Annotated in this window: 27 protein-coding genes and 1 tRNA gene; 24 read left to right on the top strand and 4 right to left on the bottom strand. The window is 54.8% G+C overall.

The window, feature by feature from the left end; translation table 11 throughout:
* Positions 1–101: 101 nt before the first annotated feature.
* From ACR0MP_RS13935 to ACR0MP_RS13855, 17 genes are all read left to right on the top strand, one after another.
* Positions 102–1,025: an N-acetylmuramic acid 6-phosphate etherase gene (locus ACR0MP_RS13935; protein WP_170421117.1), complete on the top strand. Its 924-nt coding sequence runs from the start codon at positions 102–104 to the stop codon at positions 1,023–1,025.
* The gene (locus ACR0MP_RS13930; RefSeq protein WP_170405048.1) at positions 1,022–2,272 is read left to right on the top strand and encodes an ABC transporter substrate-binding protein; all 1,251 of its coding nucleotides are present in this window, start codon (positions 1,022–1,024) and stop codon (positions 2,270–2,272) included. The genes ACR0MP_RS13935 and ACR0MP_RS13930 overlap by 4 nt, the downstream gene beginning before the upstream one ends.
* A gap of 66 nt (positions 2,273–2,338) precedes the next feature.
* The gene (locus tag ACR0MP_RS13925; RefSeq protein ID WP_170393443.1) at positions 2,339–3,253 is read left to right on the top strand and encodes a carbohydrate ABC transporter permease; all 915 of its coding nucleotides are present in this window, start codon (positions 2,339–2,341) and stop codon (positions 3,251–3,253) included.
* A 10-nt stretch (positions 3,254–3,263) separates the two neighbouring features.
* Positions 3,264–4,103: a carbohydrate ABC transporter permease gene (locus ACR0MP_RS13920; protein WP_170393445.1), complete on the top strand. Its 840-nt coding sequence runs from the start codon at positions 3,264–3,266 to the stop codon at positions 4,101–4,103.
* Positions 4,100–5,134 (top strand): Gfo/Idh/MocA family protein, encoded by a 1,035-nt coding sequence (locus ACR0MP_RS13915; protein WP_170393447.1) that lies wholly within the window; start codon positions 4,100–4,102, stop codon positions 5,132–5,134. The genes ACR0MP_RS13920 and ACR0MP_RS13915 overlap by 4 nt, the downstream gene beginning before the upstream one ends.
* Positions 5,131–6,126, top strand: coding sequence for an ABC transporter ATP-binding protein (locus ACR0MP_RS13910; protein ID WP_170405045.1), 996 nt, complete (start codon positions 5,131–5,133; stop codon positions 6,124–6,126). The genes ACR0MP_RS13915 and ACR0MP_RS13910 overlap by 4 nt, the downstream gene beginning before the upstream one ends.
* A gap of 193 nt (positions 6,127–6,319) precedes the next feature.
* Positions 6,320–7,498, top strand: a complete 1,179-nt coding sequence (locus ACR0MP_RS13905) for a tyrosine-type recombinase/integrase (protein ID WP_480886072.1) — start codon at positions 6,320–6,322, stop codon at positions 7,496–7,498.
* Positions 7,495–8,190: a hypothetical protein gene (locus tag ACR0MP_RS13900; RefSeq protein WP_480886074.1), complete on the top strand. Its 696-nt coding sequence runs from the start codon at positions 7,495–7,497 to the stop codon at positions 8,188–8,190. Before ACR0MP_RS13905 ends, ACR0MP_RS13900 begins: the two co-directional genes overlap by 4 nt.
* A gap of 98 nt (positions 8,191–8,288) precedes the next feature.
* The gene (locus tag ACR0MP_RS13895; protein WP_480886076.1) at positions 8,289–8,477 is read left to right on the top strand and encodes a helix-turn-helix transcriptional regulator; all 189 of its coding nucleotides are present in this window, start codon (positions 8,289–8,291) and stop codon (positions 8,475–8,477) included.
* Positions 8,478–8,509: 32 nt separating this feature from the next.
* Positions 8,510–8,827: a hypothetical protein gene (locus ACR0MP_RS13890; protein WP_480886078.1), complete on the top strand. Its 318-nt coding sequence runs from the start codon at positions 8,510–8,512 to the stop codon at positions 8,825–8,827.
* Between the two features lie 310 nt (positions 8,828–9,137).
* Positions 9,138–9,395 (top strand): hypothetical protein, encoded by a 258-nt coding sequence (locus tag ACR0MP_RS13885; RefSeq protein WP_480886080.1) that lies wholly within the window; start codon positions 9,138–9,140, stop codon positions 9,393–9,395.
* A gap of 53 nt (positions 9,396–9,448) precedes the next feature.
* A complete protein-coding gene (locus tag ACR0MP_RS13880; RefSeq protein WP_480886082.1) occupies positions 9,449–10,864 on the top strand; it encodes an RNA-dependent RNA polymerase family protein in 1,416 nt (471 codons plus the stop codon).
* Positions 10,861–11,115, top strand: a complete 255-nt coding sequence (locus ACR0MP_RS13875) for a hypothetical protein (protein WP_480886084.1) — start codon at positions 10,861–10,863, stop codon at positions 11,113–11,115. Before ACR0MP_RS13880 ends, ACR0MP_RS13875 begins: the two co-directional genes overlap by 4 nt.
* 74 nt (positions 11,116–11,189) lie before the next feature.
* Positions 11,190–11,894: a helix-turn-helix domain-containing protein gene (locus tag ACR0MP_RS13870; RefSeq protein ID WP_480886086.1), complete on the top strand. Its 705-nt coding sequence runs from the start codon at positions 11,190–11,192 to the stop codon at positions 11,892–11,894.
* A 138-nt stretch (positions 11,895–12,032) separates the two neighbouring features.
* Entirely contained in the window at positions 12,033–12,383 is a 351-nt protein-coding gene (locus tag ACR0MP_RS13865) for a hypothetical protein (RefSeq protein WP_480886088.1), read from the top strand.
* 1 nt (position 12,384) lies between these two features.
* Positions 12,385–12,909: a type II TA system antitoxin MqsA family protein gene (locus ACR0MP_RS13860; RefSeq protein WP_480886090.1), complete on the top strand. Its 525-nt coding sequence runs from the start codon at positions 12,385–12,387 to the stop codon at positions 12,907–12,909.
* On the top strand, positions 12,909–14,765 hold the full coding sequence (locus ACR0MP_RS13855) for a tyrosine-protein kinase family protein (protein ID WP_480886092.1): 1,857 nt from the start codon (positions 12,909–12,911) through the stop codon (positions 14,763–14,765). The genes ACR0MP_RS13860 and ACR0MP_RS13855 overlap by 1 nt, the downstream gene beginning before the upstream one ends.
* A gap of 528 nt (positions 14,766–15,293) precedes the next feature.
* On the opposite strand, the gene ACR0MP_RS13850 is transcribed toward ACR0MP_RS13855, so the two are convergent.
* A tRNA-Leu gene (locus ACR0MP_RS13850) sits at positions 15,294–15,380 on the bottom strand.
* Between the two features lie 129 nt (positions 15,381–15,509).
* On the opposite strand from ACR0MP_RS13850, the gene ACR0MP_RS13845 reads away from it, so the two are divergent.
* The gene (locus ACR0MP_RS13845) at positions 15,510–16,169 is read left to right on the top strand and encodes a DsbA family oxidoreductase (protein ID WP_480601791.1); all 660 of its coding nucleotides are present in this window, start codon (positions 15,510–15,512) and stop codon (positions 16,167–16,169) included.
* A 39-nt stretch (positions 16,170–16,208) separates the two neighbouring features.
* Positions 16,209–16,865, top strand: a complete 657-nt coding sequence (lipB, locus tag ACR0MP_RS13840) for a lipoyl(octanoyl) transferase LipB (RefSeq protein WP_170645863.1) — start codon at positions 16,209–16,211, stop codon at positions 16,863–16,865.
* Between the two features lie 314 nt (positions 16,866–17,179).
* On the opposite strand, the gene ACR0MP_RS13835 is transcribed toward lipB, so the two are convergent.
* Both ACR0MP_RS13835 and ACR0MP_RS13830 read right to left on the bottom strand, forming a co-directional pair.
* Positions 17,180–18,115, bottom strand: a complete 936-nt coding sequence (locus ACR0MP_RS13835) for a cation diffusion facilitator family transporter (protein WP_170393456.1) — start codon at positions 18,113–18,115, stop codon at positions 17,180–17,182.
* A gap of 485 nt (positions 18,116–18,600) precedes the next feature.
* The gene (locus tag ACR0MP_RS13830) at positions 18,601–19,020 is read right to left on the bottom strand and encodes an HIT family protein (protein ID WP_480569217.1); all 420 of its coding nucleotides are present in this window, start codon (positions 19,018–19,020) and stop codon (positions 18,601–18,603) included.
* Between the two features lie 278 nt (positions 19,021–19,298).
* Here ACR0MP_RS13830 and ctaD point away from each other — a divergent pair, with 278 nt between their 5' ends.
* The 4 genes from ctaD (at position 19,299) to ACR0MP_RS13810 (ending at position 23,363) form a co-directional block, all read left to right on the top strand.
* Entirely contained in the window at positions 19,299–20,957 is a 1,659-nt protein-coding gene (gene ctaD, locus ACR0MP_RS13825) for a cytochrome c oxidase subunit I (RefSeq protein WP_170393460.1), read from the top strand.
* A gap of 162 nt (positions 20,958–21,119) precedes the next feature.
* Entirely contained in the window at positions 21,120–22,148 is a 1,029-nt protein-coding gene (locus ACR0MP_RS13820) for a bestrophin family protein (RefSeq protein WP_170735279.1), read from the top strand.
* A gap of 83 nt (positions 22,149–22,231) precedes the next feature.
* Complete coding sequence (locus tag ACR0MP_RS13815; protein ID WP_170393465.1) at positions 22,232–22,831, top strand: 2-hydroxychromene-2-carboxylate isomerase; 600 nt, start codon at positions 22,232–22,234, stop codon at positions 22,829–22,831.
* 46 nt (positions 22,832–22,877) lie between these two features.
* Positions 22,878–23,363 (top strand): DUF2244 domain-containing protein, encoded by a 486-nt coding sequence (locus tag ACR0MP_RS13810; RefSeq protein ID WP_170405034.1) that lies wholly within the window; start codon positions 22,878–22,880, stop codon positions 23,361–23,363.
* Here ACR0MP_RS13810 and ACR0MP_RS13805 read toward each other — a convergent pair whose 3' ends face one another.
* The gene (locus ACR0MP_RS13805) at positions 23,364–23,846 is read right to left on the bottom strand and encodes a GatB/YqeY domain-containing protein (RefSeq protein WP_170393469.1); all 483 of its coding nucleotides are present in this window, start codon (positions 23,844–23,846) and stop codon (positions 23,364–23,366) included.
* Positions 23,847–24,028: 182 nt separating this feature from the next.
* Between ACR0MP_RS13805 and carA the strand changes: the two genes are divergently transcribed.
* Complete coding sequence (gene carA / locus ACR0MP_RS13800; RefSeq protein ID WP_480886095.1) at positions 24,029–25,195, top strand: glutamine-hydrolyzing carbamoyl-phosphate synthase small subunit; 1,167 nt, start codon at positions 24,029–24,031, stop codon at positions 25,193–25,195.
* Positions 25,196–25,199 lie beyond the last annotated feature (4 nt).

Raw genomic sequence — 25,199 nt, 5'->3', positions numbered from 1 at the left:
GTAATAGTCGCCTAAATCTTGAAAATAGTGGGCGTAAAAATAAAATGGTAGACTAATGGTATCTAAAAGGTATGATATTCAAAATCTCGGGGGAGAATCACGTGACCAAGCCAGTTACCGAACAGCTACATCAAGACGCGATCGGACTTGACGCCCGACCGCTGACTGAAGTGGCCGAGCTGCTGGCCCGCTCGCAAGCCGACGCTGCCGCTGCCCCGCTTTCCTCGCTGCCCACCCTCTGCGCAGGCGCAAAAGCTATGGCGCAATCCATCCGATCGGGCGGGGTTTTGCGCTATTTGGCGGCAGGCTCTTCCGGATTGATGGCCGCCTCGGATGCGCTGGAACTGGGGGGAACTTTTTCGATACCAGCCCGCCAGATTCGCATCCACATGGCAGGTGGATTGCCCTCAGGGGTAGAGATGCCGGGAGATGTCGAAGATGCCACCGACAGCCTTGCCCGAGACCTGGCCGATCTTTCTGCCAAAGACACCTTGATCACCGTCTCGGCCAGCGGAACCACACCGTACACAACCGCAGCAGCGCGGATCGCGCGGGACAGAGGTGCCACAGTTATCGGCATTGCCAATAACGGGGGCACCGAACTGTTGCAGCTTTCTGACCATCCGATCCTGCTTTCGACACCACCTGAACTGATCTCGGGCTCTACCCGCATGGGCGCTGGTACAGCGCAGAAAATCGCACTGAACATGCTTTCGACGCTGATGGCGATGGAGCTGGGGCATATTCAGGACGGCATGATGATCAATTTGCGCGCTGACAATGACAAGCTACGTGCCCGAGCCAACGGGATCGTCTGTCAGTTGACCGGTGTTTCCTCCGCGCAGGCTACAAAGGCGTTGACTGCGGCAGAGGGCAACCTCAAATGCGCGGCCCTTTTGGCTGTAGGCGCAGGGTCCCTGGACGCGGCGCAAGCAATGCTAAGCAACACCGACGATCACCTCCGCCCTGCGCTGGAGCGGATGAAACAAAACCAAGAAACCATCAACCTGGGAGATATCAAATGACACGCAAAGTTCTGAGCCTTGCCATGATGAGCACGGCGCTGGTCACAAGCGCCTATGCGCAAGAGGCCACTTTGACCATCGAAAGTTGGCGAAACGACGATCTGGCGTTGTGGCAGGAAAAGATCATTCCGGCGTTCGAGGCCGAGAATCCCGGCATCAAAGTAATATTCTCGCCCTCTGCACCGGCAGAATACAACGCTGTCTTAAACTCAAAGCTCGAGGCCGGATCGGCTGGCGATCTGATTACCTGCCGTCCGTTTGATGCCTCGCTTGCGCTATACGAGTCGGGGCACCTGACCGATCTGTCTGATCTTGAGGCCATGGGAAACTTCTCGGACGTGGCCAAATCTGCGTGGCAAACCGATGACGGTTCAGCCAGTTTCTGCGTCCCGATGGCGTCAGTGATTCACGGCTTCATCTACAACAAAGATGCGTTCAATGAGTTGGGCATCGAAGTTCCAACTACCGAAGCTGAGTTCTTTGCCGCCCTCGATAAGATCAAGGAAGACGGTACCTATATCCCGATGGCGATGGGCACCAATGACCAGTGGGAAGCCGCAACGATGGGCTATAACAACATCGGCCCGAACTACTGGAAGGGTGAAGAAGGTCGTCAGGCGCTGATCAAAGGCGAGCAGAAGCTGACCGACCCCCAGTGGGTCGCCCCGTATGCGACACTGGCCAAGTGGGCCGACTATCTCGGCGACGGGTATGAAGCGCAAACCTATCCCGACAGCCAGAACCTGTTCACGCTGGGTCGTGCAGCGGTCTATCCAGCAGGCAGCTGGGAAATCTCGGGCTTCAACACGCAGGCCGATTTCGAAATGGGCGCCTTTAAGCCACCGGTCCAGAACGCGGGCGACACCTGCTATATTTCGGACCACACCGATATCGGCATCGGCATGAACGCGGCGAGCGAGAACCAGGAAGCTGCGCGCACCTTCCTGGCTTGGGTCGCAAGCCCGGAGTTCGCCAGCATCTTCGGTAACGCCCTACCCGGCTTCTTCCCGCTGTCCAGCACTCCGGTCGAGTTGGAAGACCCACTGGCTAAGGAAATCGTCGGTTGGCGGGATGAGTGCGAAAGCACAATCCGCTCGACCTACCAAATCCTGTCGCGCGGCACACCGAACCTAGAAAACGAGACTTGGGGTGCATCCGTTGCAGCCATCAAGGGTGCCGAGACACCCGAAGCGCTGGGTCAGCAACTGCAAGACGGTCTGGCCAGCTGGTACGCACCGCATCAGTAACAACTAGGCCACTCACACCGGACGCGGCTACCGCGTCGCGTCCGGACCTTTCCCCCGGAGATTCCCATGCAGACCCGCCGCATACGCTGGCACATTGCCGTTTTCCTCGCCCCTGCGGTGCTGGTCTACACGGCAGTGATGATCTTCCCCTTGTTCAACACACTGCGCCTCGCACTGTTCTCCGAGGTTGATCAGACACGTATCTACGTGGGCTTGCAGAATTTCCGCACCCTGTTCTTCGATCCGATCTGGTCCGAGCAGTTCTGGAACGCTTTGGGCAACAACTTCTGGTTCTTCCTGATCCACATGCTGGTTCAGAACCCCATCGGCATCGCTTTGGCCGCGCTTCTGTCGCATCCACGCTTGCGGTTTGCCGCGCTCTATCGGTCCGCGATCTTCATTCCGACCATTCTGAGCTTTGTGATCGTCGGTTTCGCGTGGAAGCTGATATTGTCCCCGCTTTGGGGCATCGCACCTTCAATGCTGGACGCCATTGGTCTGAAGTCGCTGTTTGCACCATGGCTGGGCAAGGAAGAATACGCGCTGACGACACTGGCACTTGTCTCGGTCTGGCAATTCGTCGGCATCCCGATGATGTTGATCTACGCCGCCCTGCTGTCGATCCCCGAAGAGATCCTTGAAGCTGGAGAAATAGACGGCATCACTGGCGCTTCGGCGTTCTGGAAGATCAAGCTGCCGTTGATCATTCCCTCGATTGGCATCATCTCGATCCTGACATTCGTCGGCAATTTCAACGCGTTCGACCTGATCTACGTCTCGCAAGGTGCGCTGGCAGGGCCGGATTTCTCAACCGATATCCTAGGCACCTTCATGTACCGCACCTTCTTTGGCTTCCAACTGCAACTGGGCGACCCGCATATGGGCTCCGCCATCGCTGGCGCCATGTTCGCGATCATCCTTGTGGGTGTCTGCATCTACCTCTTCGGCATCCAGACCCGGATGCGCCGGTATCAGCTGTGAGGGTGAACGCATGAACAAAGCACGCCATAACCCGCTGAACACGGCCGCCATGCACGGGGCGCTGATCCTCTACACGTTGATTGCCCTCTTCCCGGTCTTCGTGATCATCATCAACAGCTTCAAAACCCGACGCTCGATTTTCCGCGAGCCACTCGCCCTGCCCGATGCCGAAAGCTTCTCGCTGATCGGTTACCAGACGGTGATGAAACAAGGGGATTTCTTCCTTTATTTCCAGAACTCGCTGATCGTGACCGTGGTGTCGCTGGCCTTCGTTCTGCTATTTGGCGCCATGGCTGCCTTTGCCCTGAGCGAGTACAAGTTCAAAGGCAACACCCTGATGGGCCTCTATCTGGCCCTTGGGATCATGATCCCGATCCGCATCGGCACTGTTGCGATACTTGAGATGATGGTTGCCACCGGGTTGGTGAACACCCTCTGGGCGCTGATCCTTGTCTATACTGCACAAGGGCTGCCGCTAGCCGTGTTCATACTGTCCGAATTCATGCGACAGGTCTCAGACGACCTGAAGAACGCAGGCCGCGTCGATGGGCTGTCCGAATACACCATCTTCTTCCGGTTGGTTCTGCCGCTGGTCCGCCCCGCCATGGCAACGGTCGCCGTTTTCAACATGATCCCCATCTGGAACGACCTCTGGTTCCCGCTGATCCTCGCGCCCGCTGAGGAGACTAAAACCCTGACACTGGGCAGCCAGGTCTTCATCGGACAGTTCGTCACTGACTGGAACGCGGTTCTGTCGGCACTCAGCATGGCAATCCTGCCGGTACTAGTGCTCTACGTCATCTTCTCGCGCCAGCTGATCCGCGGCATTACTTCAGGAGCAGTCAAATGACCAAAGTTCTGATCGCTGGCCTCGGCAATATGGGGCTGAGCCACGCTTTGGCCCACCATCATCACCCGGACGCGCAGATTGTTGGGTTGGTGAACCGATCCGGTCGCGTGGATCATCCAGATCTGTCGATCTATCCGGCCTATTCGGATTTTCACACCGCTCTGGCAGAGACCAAGCCCGATCTGGTGGTCGTGGCGACCTACTCCGACAGCCACGCCGATTTCGCCTGCGCGGCGATGGAGGCCGGGGCGCATGTATTTGTCGAAAAGCCGCTAGCGACCACTGTGGCAGATGCCAAGCGCGTTGTCGAAAAGGCCATTGAAACCGACCGCAAACTGGTGATCGGTTACATCCTGCGCCACCATCCTTCGTGGATGCGCCTGATCGCCGAGGCGCGCGACCTTGGCGGGCCTTACGTCTTCCGACTGAATCTCAACCAACAAAGCAGCGGGGCCGAGTGGGAAACACACAAAGCTCTGATGCAGACCACCTCGCCCATCGTCGATTGCGGTGTGCATTATGTCGACGTGATGTGTCAGATCACTGACTCCGACCCCGTGCGAGTCCACGGCATGGGCCTGCGCCTAAGCGATGAGATCGCCGAAGACATGTACAACTACGGCCAGTTTCAGGTGGTCTTCGAGGACGGCTCGGTCGGCTGGTATGAGGCTGGTTGGGGCCCGATGATGTCCGAAACTGCGTTCTTCGTGAAAGACATCGTGTCGCCCAACGGCTCGGTCTCGATCACCGATGGAAACAAGGGCGCATCCGCCGATATCGACGGACACACCAAGGTCGGCGGCCTTCTGGTTCACCGCCCTGAAGGCGATCAGACAATCGACATGCCCGATGAACCCGGCCATCAGGAACTCTGTGACGCCGAGCAAGCCTATATGTTGCGTGCGATCACTGAAGACATCGACCTGACCCGCCATATGAACGACGCCGTGCAATCGCTGGCCATCTGTCTAGCTGCCGATGAAAGCATCCGCACTGGCCAACCCATTTCGCTGAAAGAGGCACGCACATGACCGCCCTGACGCTGACAAACGTGAACAAGTCCTTCGGAACAGTCGAAGTCCTTAAGGATATCAACATCGAAGTGGAAGATGGCGAGTTCGTCGTTTTCGTCGGCCCCTCGGGTTGCGGCAAGTCCACCCTGCTACGCGTGATCGCGGGGCTGGAGGACGTGACCTCGGGCGAAGTGCGCATTGGCGGAGAGGTGATGAACCTTACGCCCCCCTCGAAACGCGGCATCGCGATGGTGTTCCAAAGCTATGCACTCTATCCCCACCTGAATGTGCGCAAGAACATGTCGCTGGCACTGAAACAGGAAGGCCAGAGCAAGCAGGTCATCGAAGAACGCGTCGCCAAGGCCAGCAAGATGCTGAACCTTGAGCCCTATATCGACCGTTACCCCTCAGAACTGTCAGGCGGCCAGCGCCAACGTGTCGCCATCGGGCGTGCCATCGTGCGTGAACCCAAACTGTTTCTGTTTGACGAACCTTTATCCAATCTGGACGCCGCCCTGCGTATGAATACGCGACTGGAAATCGCCAACCTGCATCAGCAGCTCGATGCATCGATGATCTACGTCACCCACGACCAGACCGAGGCGATGACACTCGCCGACAAGATCGTCGTCCTGCGCGACGGGCGCGTTGAACAGGTTGGCAGCCCGATGGAGCTATATAATAACCCCGCCAACCAGTTCGTCGCGGGTTTCCTTGGCGCTCCGTCGATGAATTTCTTCCCCGCCAGCGTAATCGGCGACAGCGCGGACACAACATTGGGCATCCGCCCAGAGGACTTGTACTTATCCGACGAAGGCCCCCTGACCGCAAACGTGACCCATGTTGAGCATCTGGGTGGAGACACAAACGTGATCGCGATGATGCAAGACCACCAGATAACCGCGCGCCTGTTCGGCCAGCATCAGGTCAACGCTGGTGAATCCGTCCATTTCGGCTACGCCCATGATCGAACCTATCGCTTCAACCAACAGGGCGCCCGTCTCACCTGACAATTTCGGGTAAAGATCTCAGGATGTTGGTGCGGTCGAGATGCATTGAAGACTTGAACACGTACATTTCCGACCGTTTCAGGCTGTCTCAAGAATGCAGCTAAAGCGCTGCAAAACATAAAAATATGGTTTCCATCCGCGTCAGAGTGGTTCACTGTGCCTCAAAGAAAAAGGTGGACCATAGGGTGGACCAATGCCAGCACTCAACAAGCTATCATCATTGCAGGTAAAGAATGCGCAACCCGGCAAATACTCGGACGGCGGAGGCCTGTGGCTGCACAAAAAAGATGGAGATGGCGGCAAGTGGTTCCTTCGGGTTCATGTTCATGGGCGTCGCAGAGAGATGGGCTTGGGTGCCTTGTCTGCCGTCTCCCTGAAAGAAGCCCGCGAAGAGGCTGAGAAATGGCGGGCCGTCGCCCGTCAGGGAAAAGACCCGATCAAAGAACGGGAACGGATACGCCGGGAAGCTGCTAAAGCTGATCACACACTAACAGTAGTCGCGAAGGAGGCCTTTGCGGCGCGTCAGGCTGAGTTAAAGGGCGACGGCAAGGCTGGACGCTGGTTCTCACCGCTTCAGCTTCACGTCCTCCCCAAACTTGGCAATGTGCCGATTGAAGAGATTGATCAACAGGACATAAAAAACACCCTCGCCCCTATCTGGCATTCCAAAGGTGAGACCGCGAAGAAGGCGATGGACCGTTTGGGCATCGTTTTCCGGCACGGTGCAGCCATGGGGCTTGATGTGGACCTGCAAGCTACGATGAAGGCGAAAGCCCTGCTTGGCAAATCCCGACAAGTGCGCAAGCACATACCGTCGATGCCATGGGGAGAAGTTCCTGCATTCTATGAAAGCCTTGATGACGGATCGGTCACACATCTCGCATTTCGGTTGCTAATCCTCACTGCGGTACGGTCCAAGCCGCTACGGTTCATTCATCTGGACGAACTGCACGACGGCACTTGGATAATACCGGCAGATAAGATGAAGACCGGCAAAGAATTTCATGTACCCCTGTCCAGTGAGGCCCAGCGCATCATTGAACAAGCCGCAGCGTTCGAAAGGGACGGCTACCTGTTTCCAAATGTCAAAAAGGGCGTAATCTCAGACGCCACCATGTCCCGCCTGATGGAGCGCAAGGAACTAGAGGCACGGCCCCACGGGTTCCGGTCCAGCTTCCGGACATGGTGCGCAGAGGCTACAGACACGCCCCGCGAAGTCGCTGAAATGGCGCTTGCCCACGAGACCGGCAGCAAGGTGGAACGCACCTACCGCAGAACAGACTTCCTTGAACAACGTCGTGTTCTCATGGAGCGCTGGGCACAGCTTTTGACCGGACAGAGTGCAGACGTTCTAAAGTTGGTGGCAAAATGAACGATAAACGCATTGAACGGACTATTTTTATCAAGGACGAGAAGTGGACCGAGGAGAACGATGTCGATCCATTGCACGAAGAACCAAGACTAGCCTTTGACCTGACACAGAACTTTAGCGATTTCGACCCAAAAGAAGTTGGCCACCGTATTGCAGCTTTAGTTGAAGAGCTACCTCGTAAGACAGTTCTGATAGAAGAAGTTTATGATGAAGCAAATCTTGATGGTGATCCCGAGGGCGGAGCCTACTCCAGACCTCTAATTTTGGCCTCAATTTCAGACCAACTTACTGACGCCTATAAGGCTATCGAGAGCATCCCGACAGAACACCGAAGCGCAGTGGAACATGCACTAGACTGTGCGTTTTCCGCTGGCCGAGACTACCAAGAAATCGAGTTTCGGAAACAGCATTTCAATGCGATTAGGCAAACCGTGCAACGGAACAATCACCCCAAAAGTGAATTGAGTAAAGCAAGAGCGGAGCACAACCAGAAAAAGAAAGAAAATGCCGACAAGTGGCGTCAAATCGCGGTGGCAAAAATTGAAGAAATCGGACGCACTGACTTTTTCGAGAAAAAACTCCGCAAGGCACAAGCAGGGATCATCCGAGATACTTTGAATAAACATGGATTTGATCCCAAAGACGGAACCATTTCAAATTGGCTCAACGAATATGAAAGAGAGAGGAAATAGCAAATTCACTAGTACAAGTGAATTGTAACTAATTGTTTTAAAACATTTATCAACCAGATACCACTGAACGCAGACAGACCAAAACGGAAGCGTTCAGCATGTCCCCAAAACACAAATACAACACCCTTCGGCAATTGACCGAAACGTACCCCCTTAGCGGCCCCAACATTTACCGGATGATAAAGAAGGGGGTTTTTCCGCCGCCCGTAAAGATTGGTCGCCGGTCCTACTGGATCGTCGATGAGGTGGAAGCCGCAATGCAAGCGTTCGCGGACGCTCGCGGCTAACCCAAGTTCAACCAACAGTATTGGAGATAGTCATGTCATCGAAAAAAACCGATGCACCCGGGTTCAATTCCCTAAAATACAATTGGGGATTGGCAACTCGCGCAAGTGACAACCCGGAAAAGCCCAAACCTGAAACAACCGAGATTACTGCCCAACGAAACGCAGCAGCAGCGTTCGGTGTCAGCCATGATCGCGCTGGGCGGGAAAAGAAAAATGCCCAAAAAGATCAGCGCAGTGAACGTCGGAAGGACATCGAAAATCGTCTTGGTATCTCACTGGGCGACAAGTCCGCGCCGCAAAACAGCGCCAGCAATGTCACCCGCGCATTTGGAAGCGCAAATAGCCGTTAAGGAGTAAGACGATGCAACCAAATGAATACTTGGCAACCTTGGTGCGGGGACGGCAATATCGCCTCCGCGTTCCAAGCGGAGCGCAGGAGAAGTTTATCGTGTTCAATCACGGAACCGCCGTCCGGGTCTCAGAAGGCCTCAAAATCCAACTCGAAAAACACGCAGTTTTTCCCGTTCAGACGACTTTCAGCACCGGCGAAACAGAGTTGAAACAGGTCTGCCAATTCACGTTTGAACCCGCAGATTGAACCCGGGTTCAAACCAATCCCTACCTGTCAGGCCAATCCAACTAAAACACGGAATAGACCACATGACTGCCACTTCGCCCCCAGTTGCCAACCTGATTGATCAGAAAAATGACCAACTGCAGGAGGATGTCGCCAAGTTCATCGGCATTATCAGCAATCTCCTGCTGCAATTACAGGCAGACGCTGATGACCCAAACACACCGGCTCCCAACCCATCACTGATTGAATTGGGGGACATCCTCATAAACGCCCGCTTCTTCGGCAAAGAATTTTTGCGCAATCTGAACAAGCTTTCAGAGATGCGTGAAAACGCCCGCTGATAGCGACATTCATTTTCCCATAGAAGCAAAATTGAACCCGGGTGCAAACTACCATGTCTGAAACCTGTGAAATACGCATCGCCCAGCGCGTGGCAAACATGCACCCGGGTTCAAATTCGGACATCGACCGGGCATGGTCCCGAGAAATTGGGCGAGCCTATGACGTCTACCACGAACGGGCCAATGCAATCCGTTCCGCCACTGCGTCCGGGAAACGCCTTACACCGGTTATCCGTAATTTCCTCCGGTCACCTCATGTTAAGCTTGTCTCTGCATACAAGGCGTTGGGCGGGGATACTTACCCGGATGACGTCCGAAAGCTAAGCAGGCAGGTGGACGCTTGGGCGACCGACTATCCGTCCATCAGATGGTATCCGAAGACCAAACCCGACGGGTCTTCGCGTCCTATCTGCATATTGCCGCCAGCATTGAAGGCCGCTCATTATATGATCCGGGAAGTAATCAGCCAACAGACCGCGCCCAACGGCACGCTGTTCGGCATCCCCGGCGCAAGCCGCGATGACCTCGCCATACAACTCAAACAGCTTCAGAAATCCGGGTACGTCCACCTAGCCAAGACTGACGTGATTGACTGCTATCAGAGCATCAACCCGGATGCCCTGTATTCCCTACCATTGCCACAGGAGGTGACCCGCCGAGCACTTGATACTAGAAGCCTATGCTTTTCAGTGACCCACCATCCCGACAATGCTTCGCAGGCTAAACAGGATTTTGGTTCTTCTGGGAGTATATATGAGACTGATCACAATGTAAGCGGGCCAAAGGGCCTTATGCAAGGCTCCCCGGCCTCCGGTGTTGTTCTCGCGCATCTGCTTGTCGGATTGTCGGATAGCGCAGACGCAAAGGTTATGATCTGCTTTGACAACATCGTCATTGCGGCGCGTACACCTGCCGGAACTCGGGCGATGGCAGATACCTTGGCCGCTCATCTTGAACGGTGCCCTGCTGGTCCGCTTGCGATGTGTGAACCCGAATATGCCGACGCCACTCCTTTGGATTTCCTCGGCTATCGGTTCGACCCTAACCGGGAAGACATTGGCATTGCTGAAGACGCACTTTCCCGGCTGGAAGAACGCCTTGGCATCGCAGAGCAGATGGATATGGAGCGGCTACACGCGCTTCTAGAGGCCTATGAACACGCTGCTGCTGACCCGACCCAAATAACACCCGCCAGCCCGCTCTTAGACGCGCCTCCGGCGAGCATATGGCGTGTCCTGCGTGACTGGCGCGCGGGTTTTCCTGCTGCACGCTCAGACGGGCCAGAACTCTCGCATTACCTGCGAACCTCAGCCGACGCGAACATAGACCACCCTGTGTTTGGTCACCTTCACGAACACCTCTTTGCAGACCCCGGTACGTGGGAGAGTGACGCCATCCTGGCCATCATCAAAAGACATCCCAAACAGGCCGAACCAAACACCAACCGCAATAGGAAAACAGACCAATGAGTATTGCTTCAGTCGTTATTGCCCTTGTCACGATCCTCTATTTGATGATCGGAAGAGTGACTTACCAGAAACTCATTGTACCCAGCCGAAACCGCGATGCGCTAGGCGGTGACGTGGACGCGATGGTCTGTGTCATTCACGAACAAGAAAAGTCGCTAGTCCACTACCTGACTTATGGGGGCTGGTTGTTGTTCTATCCGGCGTTCTTCGCATTGGGCTGGATCATCGCCCGTTTGGACATCGACATTTGAACCCGGGTGCAATTCTGAACTGCAATGCCCGTTAACGCCGCAAATACCCCCCCATTAGTCCGAAAGGTGTCAACATGACTGTGCAGCCCAACCCAGCGCCTGACCAAGTCCAACCCGATACTGAATGTGCACAATCACCCGCCGCAATGGTCCGGCAATCTGGTCGCCTACGCTCTGAGCAACAATGGGAGATCGTCAGGCAGTTGCTTCACCCGATGTTGATGCAGAACTATTCCGGCAAAGCTATTGCGGACGCATTCGGCATTTCGGTCGACACTGCCTACAGGTGGAAGCAGAGACTGCTGGAAGACTTGCGCAAAGAAGCCGTATCCATGCAGCCGCGCGATTTCGTGATGGAGAGTGTGTCCTCACTTCGGCAGGTACGTGCTGAAGCGTGGGCTGGCTACCATTCCGCCACAGATCGAAAGGAAAAACGAGCATTTCTGAACACAGTGACCCAAGCTGAAGCGCAGTTCGCCAGAATAGGAGAGCGCATTGGCCTCTATGGGCGTCCTGGCCAAAACCCACTAGATGCCAACGCCTATGGCGAAGCACGCGACGGCGACCAAAACGACATGATGCTGGTCCGGGAGCTACAAATCAGACTGGTTGAGTTGCTTTCTCTATCCGGAGATGGGCCTGAGATTTCAGAAGAGGAAGTGACGGAATCATATGACGACCTTCTTTCCGGTATTGGGCTGAATACAGTACAGGTAAATGAGCAACGATCGATAACTCAATGTTTTCCCAAGCGAAAAAGAAGGCCAATTCTCCCATAAATAAAGTGATCGTGCTCTCTTTTCTTGTTAGAGGTGTTTTCTGAATAGTTAAAACTCAGAGCAAAGAATGCAGTTGACATCCAATAAGGTCGGTATCATATGATGCCAAAGAACATCTCAGCGAACGAGAATTTTGGAATGGCAGTGCCTGACGAAATACGCAAGCAACTCGCCAGACTATGCCGCTCGACCCGGACACGGACCGAAACTTGGACGAGAAAGAGGCCAAACCGATGGTCACCGGAAACCATTTGCGTACCGGGCACAATTGACGCGTTTACCAACGCGGGAGCTTGGGAGTTCATTGCTCAATGCCTAGATGACGGCGTCAATGTCGAAGTTATGACGCTGGACAAGCCACCTGGAAAAACGGGGTATGTGATGCTTGTTCCGGGAAACCATAATGAAAGCATCTACATCAAGCTGGAGATCGCAGAAAACAAGGTGATAGGGCGCAGCTTTCACGTAAGTGAGAAAAGGAACTACTGATATGGGTAACGCACTTAATGGACCTGCAATACACACTCAGGTTTGTGAGATTTGCGGCGCAGAGGGCGCTGCGATTTCCATGGTAGATCATGAATTTGACTATAGAGTCGGGGATAGACTGGTAACCTTGAATGTACGCGTACCAGTGGTCGAATGCGATTCTTGTGATGACGGATACTTTGCAGAAGGTGCCGAAACAATAAAGCATGAGGCAGTCTGTAATTTTCTGGGAAGACTCACACCCAAGGAGATATTAGGGCTGCGCGAACAACTGGGTATGTCGCAAGCTCAATTTGCGAGGCACACAGGAATTGGCGTCGCGTCAATCAAGCGCTGGGAAACTGGCATAGTGATTCAGGGGCAAGCCTTAGACAACCAACTTCGGGCCCTAATGGAAGACTTGGTTGTCAAAAATGCTCAGTCTTGGACCTCGGTCTTCCGCACAGAGATTTCTGAAGCAACACGCCAGAGAGCACGCAGCTTTTCTCTGAGACCAAGCCACAGTAGACAACTCGAGGCCGCATAATGTACGTCGTAACATTCTACTCCTACAAAGGGGGAGTCGGTAGAACCTTGGCTCTGGTCAACATTGCCGCGATGCTTGCTGAATCTGGTAGAAAAGTGCTCGCGGTTGACTTTGATCTAGAAGCCCCCAGCCTGCCTAGTTTTGATATCTTTCAGAATGCCCAGAGCTCGCAAGGGTTGGTGGACTACGTTTCGTCGTATCGCAACACTGGTATCGCTCCGAACTGTGAGGAGTTCATCGTTGAATGTGATGTCAAAAATAACCCGATTTGGGTGATGCCAGCAGGACGCCATTCTGATGACAGCTATACAGAAGACTTGAATTCCATCGACTGGAGCACCCTGTACGAACAGCAAGATGGTTATCTCTTCTTTGAAGACATGAAGCAGCAGTGGGCACAATACAAAGGACATGGATTTGACTACGTCCTCATTGATAGCAGGACTGGACACACTGATGTTGGAGGAATTTGCACGCGTCATCTACCTGATGCCGTGAGTATTATGTTTTTGCCAAATGATTCTAATATCACAGGCCTCACTCCGATTGTGAAAAGCATTCGCGATGAAAACCATAATAGGCACTCAAAAATTGACCTGCACATTACTCCCACGAACGTTCCAGACTTGGACGACGAGAAAGGAATACTGGCGGAACTACTTCATGATGCCTCGGAAAAACTGAACAAAAGCCAAGAATTCTCAACCACAATTCACCACTATCAAAGTCTTGATATTCTCTCAAAGAGCCCTTTTTCGATTGCTCGACCAAAGTCCAAACTATCGCGAGAGCTGGATGAACTGCGGCTTAAGATCGTCGGCAGAAATTTAGCAGATCGAGAAGGAGCTCTATACACTCTTAGCTTAGTTCCTTCCGAACTAGATATAGCAAGGCAACAAGGAAATGTAGAGAAACGCGAACGACTGCACGAACAAACACGCAATATCTTATTCCTTCACCCTAATGACGGGGAAGTAGGATTTTTGGCAGCTCAAGCATTCGACGCTCTTGGCGATCAGTCCGAAGAGATCGAAGCGCTCAGCATTGCTATTGATTGTGGCCACGAGATTGATAGGGCACTGCTGATCCGAGGAGTAAAATCCCTATCATCCTCCGATAGTACTAGGGATTCTTTCGCTGACTTGGTAGCGGTTTTGCGGTCAAAGACGGCAACTGTCTTCGAACTCATTCCTGCAATTCAAGTTTTGAAAGAGCTTTCTGAGGAATGGTTGGCCGCTGTATCGGTCGCCCTAGATCGTCCAGACGAGCAATTCGCCATATTGCTATCAGTCGTTTCGAATCTAATGTTGTGGCGTGAAGCGACACCACTTTGTGCCCAACGACTTTTGGCGCTGTCCAACTTCAACGGAATGCCTACCGATCAGAGGACACAAGTTCGCAACTACGCTATTTTGTGCTTAGTCGCCTCTGGGCAATTCCACCAAGCACTTGAGTATATTGATAAGTTCTCCACCTCTGACCCATCCGAATACGTGGTTGAGAACCTGTTTAATCGCGCTATGGCAACGTGGGCTATTGACGGAGAACCGCCCATTGAGCTCTTGCACAACATTATCGAGCGAGCAGAAGCTCACAACTCAAGCCTGTCTGTTAATGCAAGACAATGTCTAGGCTTGGCTCAAATGGCGCTGGGCGAACATGGCGAAGCCATAGAGCAAATTTCGATTGCAGAACAACTGCTTAAACCCGGAGAAACGGTTTTTAGCTGCTGGACTTACTTAAATACGCCAAGTGAGGAGCTCACCCAGCAGCTACAAGAAATGAGGACGCTTGCGAACGAAGGAAGCAAGGTCACACCCCCCTTCATGCAGGTCAATGAAAACCACTTAGACTAAATCAACCTTCTAGCTCGGCCACTTCCGGTGATTGTTACTAGACAATTAACCCAATCGTAACTAGGTTCCGTTAGAACGACGAAACACTTCTTGGAGTACTGAGATGATCTTTCATCCTGGTTCAGACGAGTAACATTGTCGAACTTTTTTGATGCTTAAGTAAGAGGCGCTGCAAATTGTAGCGCCTCTTTGTTTATTGAATAGAGAAAGCTGGAGCTCTCACAGCGCACGCCCTGCGTTACTTGGTGGATGCGGAACGCTAAGATAGCGGAAGCTTGCACCAAGGTGAAAATCTTGTGAAGGACCTTCAACCGAGGCATATCACCTATATCCCTTAGAAACTTCTATCCCAAAGCACAGGCAGAGTCACACGGTAGAGCTACACCTTTGCCCGATTTAACCGATGGCAGTCATAACGATGGATTTGAGCCCCCACCCAAGCAGCACGCATGAGGTGGCCCAAAAGGTGGACCAAGCTATCTAATTCTTCATTAAATTATTGAAATTGTATGATTTTTTGTAAAATATTGGTGCGGTCGAGAAGACTCGAACTTCCACGGGTGTTACCCCACAGCGACCTCAACGCTGCGCGTCTACCAATTCCGCCACGACCGCACTGCCAATGACTTGGTAGAGGGGCGTATAGACGCTGAGCCGCGCGATGTGAAGAGGCAAAAACACAGCCGATTGAAATCACGTGCTTTAGCCATATCTAACCGCGATACAATGCAATCTGGAGCAGCCATGCCCTCGCCCGATCCCCGCCCTACAGTGCAGATTGATGTCGTCTCGGATGTGGTCTGTCCGTGGTGTATTGTCGGCTTTCGTCAACTCGATGCCGCACTGAAGCAAGAGAATGTGCTGGCCCGATTGCGCTGGCATCCGTTCGAACTGAACCCCAACATGGGGCCAGAGGGACAGAATCTGAGTGAGCATATTGCCGAGAAATATGGCTCGACGCCCGAACAAAGCCAGCAGGCGCGCGAGCGGTTGACTGCGTTGGGCACTGAACTTGGGTTCACCTTCAATTTCACTGATGACAGCAGAATCGTGAACACCTTTGCCGCGCATCAACTGCTTGACTGGGCGGAAAAACAGGGGCGTCAGCATCCGCTGAAACTGACCCTGTTCGAAACCTATTTCACCAAGCAACAGGATGTCTCTGACGTCGAGGTGTTGATGGGCGCGGTCGAGGCGGCCGGGCTCGACCCGGAGGCGGCGCGAACCGCACTTGAATCAGGTGCGCATGCCCAACCGGTGCGTGAAAAACAAGATTTCTGGACCAGCCGAGGCATCTCGGGCGTGCCTTCGATGGTGTTTGGAGGGAAATATCTGCTGACCGGCGCACAGGGCACGGACACTTATGCGCAGGTCCTGCAACGCTGCCTGGCCGAGGCCGCCTGACCCCTTCCCCCTGCCCCGCAGACGGTCTAAGGAACGAGCATGGAATGGAAGACTACCGACGGGCTGATCGACTACGACGAGGCCACTGCCTTCATGGAGGCGCGCGTTGCTGCGATTGCAGCGGGTGAGGCGGACGAATGCATTTGGCTGTTGGAACACCCTCCGCTTTATACCGCTGGGACTTCTGCCAAGCGTGAAGATCTGACCGATCCGGATCGCTTTCCGGTCTATGAAAGCAAGCGCGGTGGACAGTACACCTATCACGGCCCCGGTCAGCGCGTTGTTTACGTCATGCTTGATGTGGGCAAACGCGGTCATGATGTGCGCCGCTTTGTGCAGCAGCTTGAGGCATGGGTGATTACGGCTCTGGCCGAGTTCAATGTCACCGGTGAGATCCGCGACGGCCGCGTGGGCGTCTGGGTGCAACGGCAAGACAAGCCGCTGACGATCACCGGCCAGCCAGCCGAGGACAAGATCGCGGCCATCGGCATTCGCCTGCGGAAATGGATCAGCTTTCACGGTATCTCAATCAATGTCGAGCCGAACCTGTCCCATTTCACCGGTATCGTGCCCTGCGGAATTCAGGAACACGGGGTGACCTCACTGGTCGATCTTGGGTTGCCGGTGACCATGGATGACGTCGATGTTGCGCTAAAAAAGACCTTTGATGAGGTCTTCGCCACCGAAGGCGCCTAGTTTATAGGTGATTCCACGTATTCGGACAGATCTGGCCAGAATACGCAAAAGACAATGCTAGTATTTGGGGCACTCTGTTTCGAAAATCATTCAGAAAATTCCTTTGAATGGCCTCAATTCGCCTCAAATTCAGGGATTCTTCACATCCTCTCCTTACAAACGCCATTTGACCACATAGTATGTAATGACCGTTCATGAGTGAGTGGTGTGTTAACCGGTGATCTCAGGGCTGCCCTGCGAAATCCGTGAAAGTGTTTGGTTACGAGTCTGCCGTTCCGACCCCATATCGGAACGGCAATTCTCGTTTTAGGCCCCTAAATCTGTTGATGCCCAAATCGGGTTGATCCGACGCAAGCGTGCCCGCTGGCTTCGATTTCAAGCGTAACATGACCAAGCCCAAACTTGTTCTGCAGAACCTGCTTGACCATCACCCGGATATCCTCGGCACTATCTTGTGCGTCGGGTTTGATGACCAGATGCGCCGACAGCGCGGGCTCACGCTCCTGCATGCTCCACAGATGGATGTGGTGAACTCCTGCCACGCCCGATACGCCTTCAATGGCTGTGGCGACCTCTTCCGGATCCAATTCTGTTGGCGCGCCCAACATCAGAACGCGTATGGTTTCACCGATCTCGGATTTGACGTGCCAAAGGATGTAAAGTGAGATCATGATGGTGACCGCTGGGTCGACCCAAGTCCAGTTGAAGACAATTACAGCGGTACCTGCGACAATCACGGCGACAGACCCCAATGCATCGGCCACATTGTGCAGGAATGCCGCACGAATATTCATGCTGTCCTTGGACATGGAATAGGTCAGCATAGCGGTGACAAGGTCGACGACCAATGCGATCCCAGCGATCCAGACAACGATCCAGCCATTAACCGGCTCGGGCTCGACAAACCGCATTACGCCTTCGTACAGCAGATAGACCGACAGAACGATCAGTGTTGTGTAGTTAACCAGCGCCGCTACAACCTCGGCCCGGCCATACCCGAAACTCATACGCGCGTTTGCGGGTCGACGAGCGATCTTACGGGCAAAGAATGCGATGACCAGCGCAATCGCATCTGACAGGTTGTGCAAGGCGTCCGCAATCAAGGCGAGCGAACCTGAAATAACCCCGCCCACAATCTGTGCCAGCGTCAAGAACATATTGACCGCGATGGCCCAGGCAACGCGCGCATCTCCGGCCTGCGGATCAACATGCGCGTGGCTGTGCCCTTTGTGGGAATGCTGATGAGCCATTTTAGTGAGTCCTATTTTCTGAATCACCATGCTAAATAATTCCTCTAGTGACTAGAGGTTCAAGGGGGTGTTTTCGAAAATGAATGCAATCGGGGCTCCCTCATTTCGCACTGGATTCAAAGCACCTACGATCCGGTTCTGGACTTCTACCGCCGTTCGAACCTACCGCGGGTAGTCGGCGCCGCTATGACGAAACCGCGCTGCGGCGGTTGCAATGCGTAGGCATGGCCAAGATCTGGCCAGCCGCTGACCCAATTAGAGGCCTTGCTCACGCTCGAAGCTGCAAATGGAAAAACTTGAACCGGGCTAATGAAATCGCCGAACAGTTGCCTGAATATCTACGAATCCGGATCGCACGCCTGAAATGAATGGAACAAGACTGATCCGTATTCCTCAGGTCTGCGACGAGCAGCGCTGTTACGCAAGTGTCGTGCTCCATGCGTTTGGTGATCACGACGCCTGCGACAGCTCGCTTTGAAGGTGGATCAGGTCAGTGCCGCGCGGATCTTGTCGGCGTGTTGAGCAATCAGGTCAAAATCGCCCATTTTACCGGGCGGGCGTATCGAGACGCCCTCGTGGCGCGGCAATACATGCACATGAAGGTGAAATACCTCTTGCCCGCCTGCGGCCTCATTGAATTGCTGAACGGTGACGCCATCAGCGTCAAACGCTTCTTTCACAGCGTGAGCCATCTTCTGTACCGTCGCCATCACCGCTGCCAGTTGCTCGGGCGTTGCATCCAGCATGTTGCGACAGGGGGTTTTGGGGATCACCAACAAATGCCCGTCCGCCCGGGGCATGATATCCATCAGCGCGACGGTGCCGTCGTCTTCATACACACGGTTTGACGGGATTTCTCCGCGCAGGATCTTGGCAAAGACATTTTCGGGATCATAAGCGGTCATTACAGGCCTCCGGTGTTGGACTTACCCGTTGTTCTGAGCCGCCGCTTGATGCGGGTCAAGCGGGTTTCCCCGTCACCACTTGTAATCGCGGACTGAATCCCCAAATCCCTCGCATCCGAGGTCAGATTATCGCGCAGCACAGTCTGCCCGCGACAATTAATCTTGATCCAGATCAAACTCGACCATTGAAGGTCGCCCCTTCGCAATCTAAAACCAGCAGGAATCCCGCGCGTTGGAGAGGTCCGACTGCGCGGTACAGTTGCAACAGGAGGCACCTAATGGCAGACGCAGCCATTCATGGTCACGAGCATGAAGATCAGCGCGGCTTTTTCACCCGCTGGTTCATGTCGACCAACCACAAAGACATCGGGATTCTCTACCTGGTCTTTTCGGCCCTTGCCGGTCTGATCTCGGTTCTGATGACTGTCTATATGCGGCTCGAACTGATGCACCCCGGTGTTCAGTATATGTGCCTCGAAGGTTTCATGGCCGATCCATGTACCCCCAACGGTCACCTCTGGAACGTGATGATCACCTATCACGGTGTTCTGATGATGTTCTTCGTGGTCATCCCTGCCCTGTTCGGCGGATTTGGCAACTATTTCATGCCGTTGCAGATCGGCGCGCCGGACATGGCGTTCCCGCGGATGAACAACCTGTCCTTCTGGCTGTATGTCGCTGGCACCTCGCTGGGCGTCGCCTCGCTGCTCAGCCCCGGTGGTAATGACCAGCTTGGTTCAGGTGTTGGCTGGGTTCTGTATCCACCGCTGTCGACGACCGAAGGCGGCATGTCCATGGACCTTGCGATCTTCGCCGTGCACGTATCGGGCGCCTCCTCGATCCTCGGCGCGATCAACATGATCACCACCTTCCTGAATATGCGTGCCCCGGGCATGACACTGTTCAAGGTGCCTCTGTTCAGCTGGTCGATCTTCGTCACTTCTTGGCTGATTCTGCTGTCGCTGCCGGTTCTGGCAGGCGCGATCACCATGCTGCTGATGGACCGCAACTTTGGCTTCACCTTCTTTGATCCGGCCGGTGGCGGCGATCCGATCCTGTATCAGCACATCCTTTGGTTCTTTGGCCACCCGGAAGTGTACATTGTGATCCTGCCCGGCTTTGGCATCATCAGCCACGTGATCGCGACCTTCGCGCGCAAACCAATCTTCGGCTACCTGCCGATGGTCTGGGCGATCATCGCGATCGGTGTGCTAGGCTTCGTCGTATGGGCGCACCACATGTACACCGTTGGCATGTCGCTGCGCCAGCAGGCCTACTTCATGCTGGCCACGATGGTCATCGCGGTTCCGACCGGCGTTAAGGTCTTCTCGTGGATCGCGACCATGTGGGGCGGCTCGATCGAGTTCAAAACCCCGATGCTGTTCGCCTTCGGCTTCCTGTTCCTGTTCACCGTTGGTGGTGTGACCGGTGTTGTGCTGTCGCAGGCCGGCGTGGACCGTGCCTATCACGACACCTACTACGTCGTTGCGCACTTCCACTACGTGATGAGCTTGGGTGCCGTCTTTGCGATCTTCGCTGGCGTGTACTTCTACTTCTCGAAGATGACGGGCCGTCAGTATTCCGAGTTCTGGGGCAAGGTTCACTTCTGGCTGTTCTTCATCGGCGCCAACCTAACCTTCTTCCCGCAGCACTTCCTGGGCCGTCAGGGCATGCCACGCCGCTATATCGACTACCCTGAAGCGTTTGCTCAGTGGAACTTCGTTTCGTCGATTGGTGCGTTCATCTCGTTCGCCTCGTTCCTGCTGTTCTTCGGCATCGTGATCTACGCCCTGCTGCGTGGTGCGAAAGAGACACGCCCGAACCCGTGGAACGAATACGCGGATACGTTGGAATGGACCCTGCCCACGCCGCCGCCTGAACACACGTTCGAGCAGCTGCCCAAGCAGGAAGACTGGGACAAGGGCCACGCGCACTAGTCCCGCCATACAAACCAAACTCAGCAAAGCCCCGCCCCGTGCGGGGCTTTGTGTTTTTTATGCCCCCAGTCCGCAACTTGCTGCACCCAACACGTAGACGCACCAAAGATCAGGCCGCTAGTATTTGCGAAAACAGCATAATCTAAGACGGGTGCGCGCCACATGATTCTCCATCACGGCATCACACTTCGGCAACTGGTCAAAGGCTCTGCCGGGTTCATTTGCATCGTCATGGCCTGGATACTCCTGCTTGAACTAGTAGATGAAGTTACTCCGCTTGAGTTGATCTCGAACTCCAGCCCACCGGTCACGATGCTGGGTTTGGCAGTGGCATTTTTTCTGGGTTTCAAGAACACCTCGGCCTATGGCCGCTGGGTCGAGGCCCGCAAGATTTGGGGGGACATCGTCAACGCCAGTCGCGATTGGGGCAATACGATCAGCAATCTGGTTCAGGCTGACGGCACGCCGCTTGCGCCCGAGATGCGCCGCGAGTTGCTGGAGCGTCATATCGCATGGCTCAACATGCTGGCATTTCAGCTGCGCCAGCCCGCAACGCATGGGCGCGCCCGCCGCCCGTGGATGTTCGGACACAAGCCGGTCGTGGACAAAATCGCGCTGCATCAGGAACCCGAATGCTGGCGCGATACCCAACTGGCGGCTGATATGCCTCTGCTCGAAGGGAAATCCAACCGTGCCGCGTACCTGTTGTTTCTTCAGGGTGAGCGGCTTTCTTCACTGGCGCAATCCGGCAAGATCGACCCCTATTGGCATGTGGCGCTGATGAACCGGCTAGCACGGTTTGCAGACGCGCAAGGCCAAAGCGAACGTATCAAGAATACCCCCTTCCCACGGCAGGTCGCCGAGGTCGGACGCATCTTCAGCTATATTTTTATCTTCATGTTACCGCTGGCGTTGAATGACCAACGCTCGATCACCGCTGGCATGGGCTACTCGGTAACAAAATCCGTTCTGCTTGACTGGGCAGTCTTTGCTCCGATCGGGGCGTTGGTTTGCTGGATTTTCTTCGTGACTGAACGGGTCAGCGCCTCGATGGAGGACCCGTTCGAAGGCGACGTAACCGATGTTCCGATCTCGTCCATCTGCCGTATGATCGAAATCGACCTGCGCCAGATGACTTCCTGCGGCACTGCCCCTCAGCCGACAGAACCCATCGATAAAGCGCTACTTTGACCACTTAAATTGGGCAAAGATCGAAAAAACCTCCGTTTTGCGGTATTCTGGTTGGCAAAGCCCCTTTTGACAGGAGCCTTGCTATGCCCGAGATCGACTTTTGGTATTCAATCGGCAGCACTTACAGTTTTCTGACCATCACGCGCCTGGATGGCTGGTGCGAAGAAAACGATGCGACGGTAACCTGGCGCCCCTTCAACGTGCGCACGGTGATGTCGGAACAGCAAAATATACCCTTCGCGGGCAAACCGGTGAAGTCGGCCTATATGTGGCGCGATATTGAGCGGCGCGCCGCGAAATATCACATCCACGCCAAACTTCCCGCCCCCTATCCAATTTCTGACCTGGCGCTGGCAAATCAGGTGGCTTTGCTGGGCATGCAGGACGGCTGGGGCGCGGGGTTCACGCAAAATCTTTATCGGATCTGGTTCGAGGATGGTATTGAGGCCGGTAGCGAAAGCGCCATTTCCGAAGCCCTGCTTCGGTGCCAACAAGATCCACGCCTGATGCTTGCCCGTGCCCGCAGCCCGGACGCTGTTGCAGCCTTGGAGGACGAGACAAACAAGGCCATCAAACTGGGGGTTTTCGGCGCACCCAGCTTTGTTGTCCGCGACGAAGTGTTCTGGGGTGATGACCGGCTTGACGATGCCCTGTCGTGGGTCCGCGTCGGCCACGTTGTCTGACTGATTTTTGCTTCGACATTGCGCCGGTCTGAGCTAGGTTCTCGCCATGCCTTATCAATGGACAAAAAACTCGGACGCTGAACAGGAACTGCGGCTTTGGCCGCACAACTCCTTGCCACCACGTGGTGCAATTACCGTCATCTTGTCGGTGTTCCTGTTCGGACTGATCCCGCTGCTGGCGATGTTGGGTTCGATCGTCCTGTGGGGTCTGCTGCCGTTCCTGCTGCTGACGGTTCTGGGCCTCTGGTTGGCAATCCAGACAAACTATCGCGCGCGCAGCGTGTTCGAGGTTCTGACCTTAGGCCAGACGCAAGCCCACCTTGTGCACCACCACCCAGACAAGGGCGATCAGGAATGGACCTGCAACCGCTATTGGGCCCGTCCCGAAATGCACACCAGCGGTGGTCCGGTACCCCACTACGTAACGCTGATCGGCGATGGGCGCGAAGTTGAGATCGGCGCGTTCCTGTCCGAAGACGAGAGGATCGCGCTGTTTGATGATCTGCGTCAGAAACTGCGTAAATCGACGTGATTAAGCGCCGTTGGAGTTAGCGCAAAGATGATCTTTGACCATCGGTCCTACTTTGCCGAAATCCATCTGACCGGTATAGCGCGACTTCAACTCGCCCATCACCTTGCCCATATCGCGGATTGAGCCCGCCCCAGTAGACGTGATGGCGGTCTGAATGGCCTTGCTAACTTCGTCGTCGTCCAGCTGTTTGGGCAGGAATTCCTCAATCACCTCAACCTCGCGCAGTTCCCGCTCGGCCAAATCAAGGCGTCCACCCTCTTCGTAGGCGCGTGCGCTTTCCTTGCGCTGCTTGGTCATTTTACCCAGAATTTCAAGCACTTCGGCATCGCCGCAGCCTTTGGTCTCTTCATTGTCAGAGGCGCGCGAAGCAATATCACGATCCTTGATCGCCGCATTGATCAGGCGCAGTGTCGAAAGACGCTCGGCGGCTTTGTCTTTCATAGCTTGCTTCAGGGCAGAGTTCACCCGTGATCGCATATCCATATGGTCTGTCCATCCCCATGGCAAAGGAACCCTGACCATATCGAAACAAAAAGGTTGGTACAACAGTGGACATTAATTGTAACTCATTGATTTTTAACAATAGCCCAAAATTTGAACAGACTTGACCCTAGCGTATATCCCACTTAGTTATGCGCCCGTTTACCTTGCAGGAGAGTCGCGCCATGGCCCAGAACGCCCCGTCCAAGCCCACCGCATGTCTGGCGTTGGCCGATGGTACCCTGTTTTACGGTGTGGGCTTCGGCGCAACCGGTCAAACCGAGGCCGAGTTGTGTTTCAACACCGCCATGACAGGCTATCAAGAGATCATGACCGATCCTTCTTATGCGGGCCAGATCGTGACCTTCACTTTCCCGCATATCGGCAATGTCGGAGTGAATCCCGAAGATGACGAAACCGGCGACCCGGTGGCAGCCGGGATGGTGGTCAAATGGGACCCGACCGAGCCGTCGAATTGGCGCGCGACAGAAGAGCTAAAAAGCTGGCTGGCCCGCCGTGGTCGCATCGCAATCGGCGGCGTCGATACCCGCCGCCTGACCCGGGCGATCCGTCAGCAAGGCGCACCGCACGTGGCGCTGGCTCATGATCCCGAGGGAAACTTCGAAATCGAAGTCCTGATTGCTGCAGCGCGTAGTTTTGCGGGTCTCGAAGGGATGGATCTGGCCAAAGAAGTCACCTGCGCCCAAAGCTATCGCTGGGATGAGATGCGTTGGGCTTGGCCCGATGGCTACCAGCGTCAGGAAGCTCCGATGCACAAGGTGGTCGCGATCGACTATGGTGCCAAGCGCAACATCTTGCGCTGCCTCGCCTCGGCGGGTTGCGACGTAACCGTATTGCCCGCCACCGCAACGGCTGCGGAGGTGCTGGCACACAAGCCGGACGGAGTGTTCCTGTCAAACGGACCCGGCGATCCCGCGGCTACCGGCGAATATGCAGTTCCAATGATCAAGGAAGTGCTGGACACGACAGATCTGCCTGTCTTTGGTATCTGCCTAGGCCATCAGATGCTGGCACTGGCGCTTGGCGGACAGACGATCAAGATGAACCACGGCCACCATGGTGCCAATCATCCGGTCAAGGATATGGAAACCGGTAAGGTCGAGATCACCTCGATGAACCACGGCTTCGCCGTGGACGCGGAAACACTGCCCGATGGCGTAGTCGAAACGCATCGCTCTCTGTTTGACGGCTCGAACTGCGGTATCCGCATGACGGGTCGCCCGGTTTATTCGGTGCAGCATCATCCAGAAGCGTCACCCGGCCCGCAGGACAGTTTCTACCTGTTCGAACGCTTTGCCGCGGCGATGGCGGATCAAAAAACACAAGCTTAAAGGC

Source organism: Ruegeria sp. K3 (genome assembly GCF_056531845.1).
The sequence above is the reverse complement of the archived record's forward strand: the minus strand, read 5'-3'. Positions and strand labels throughout refer to the sequence as shown.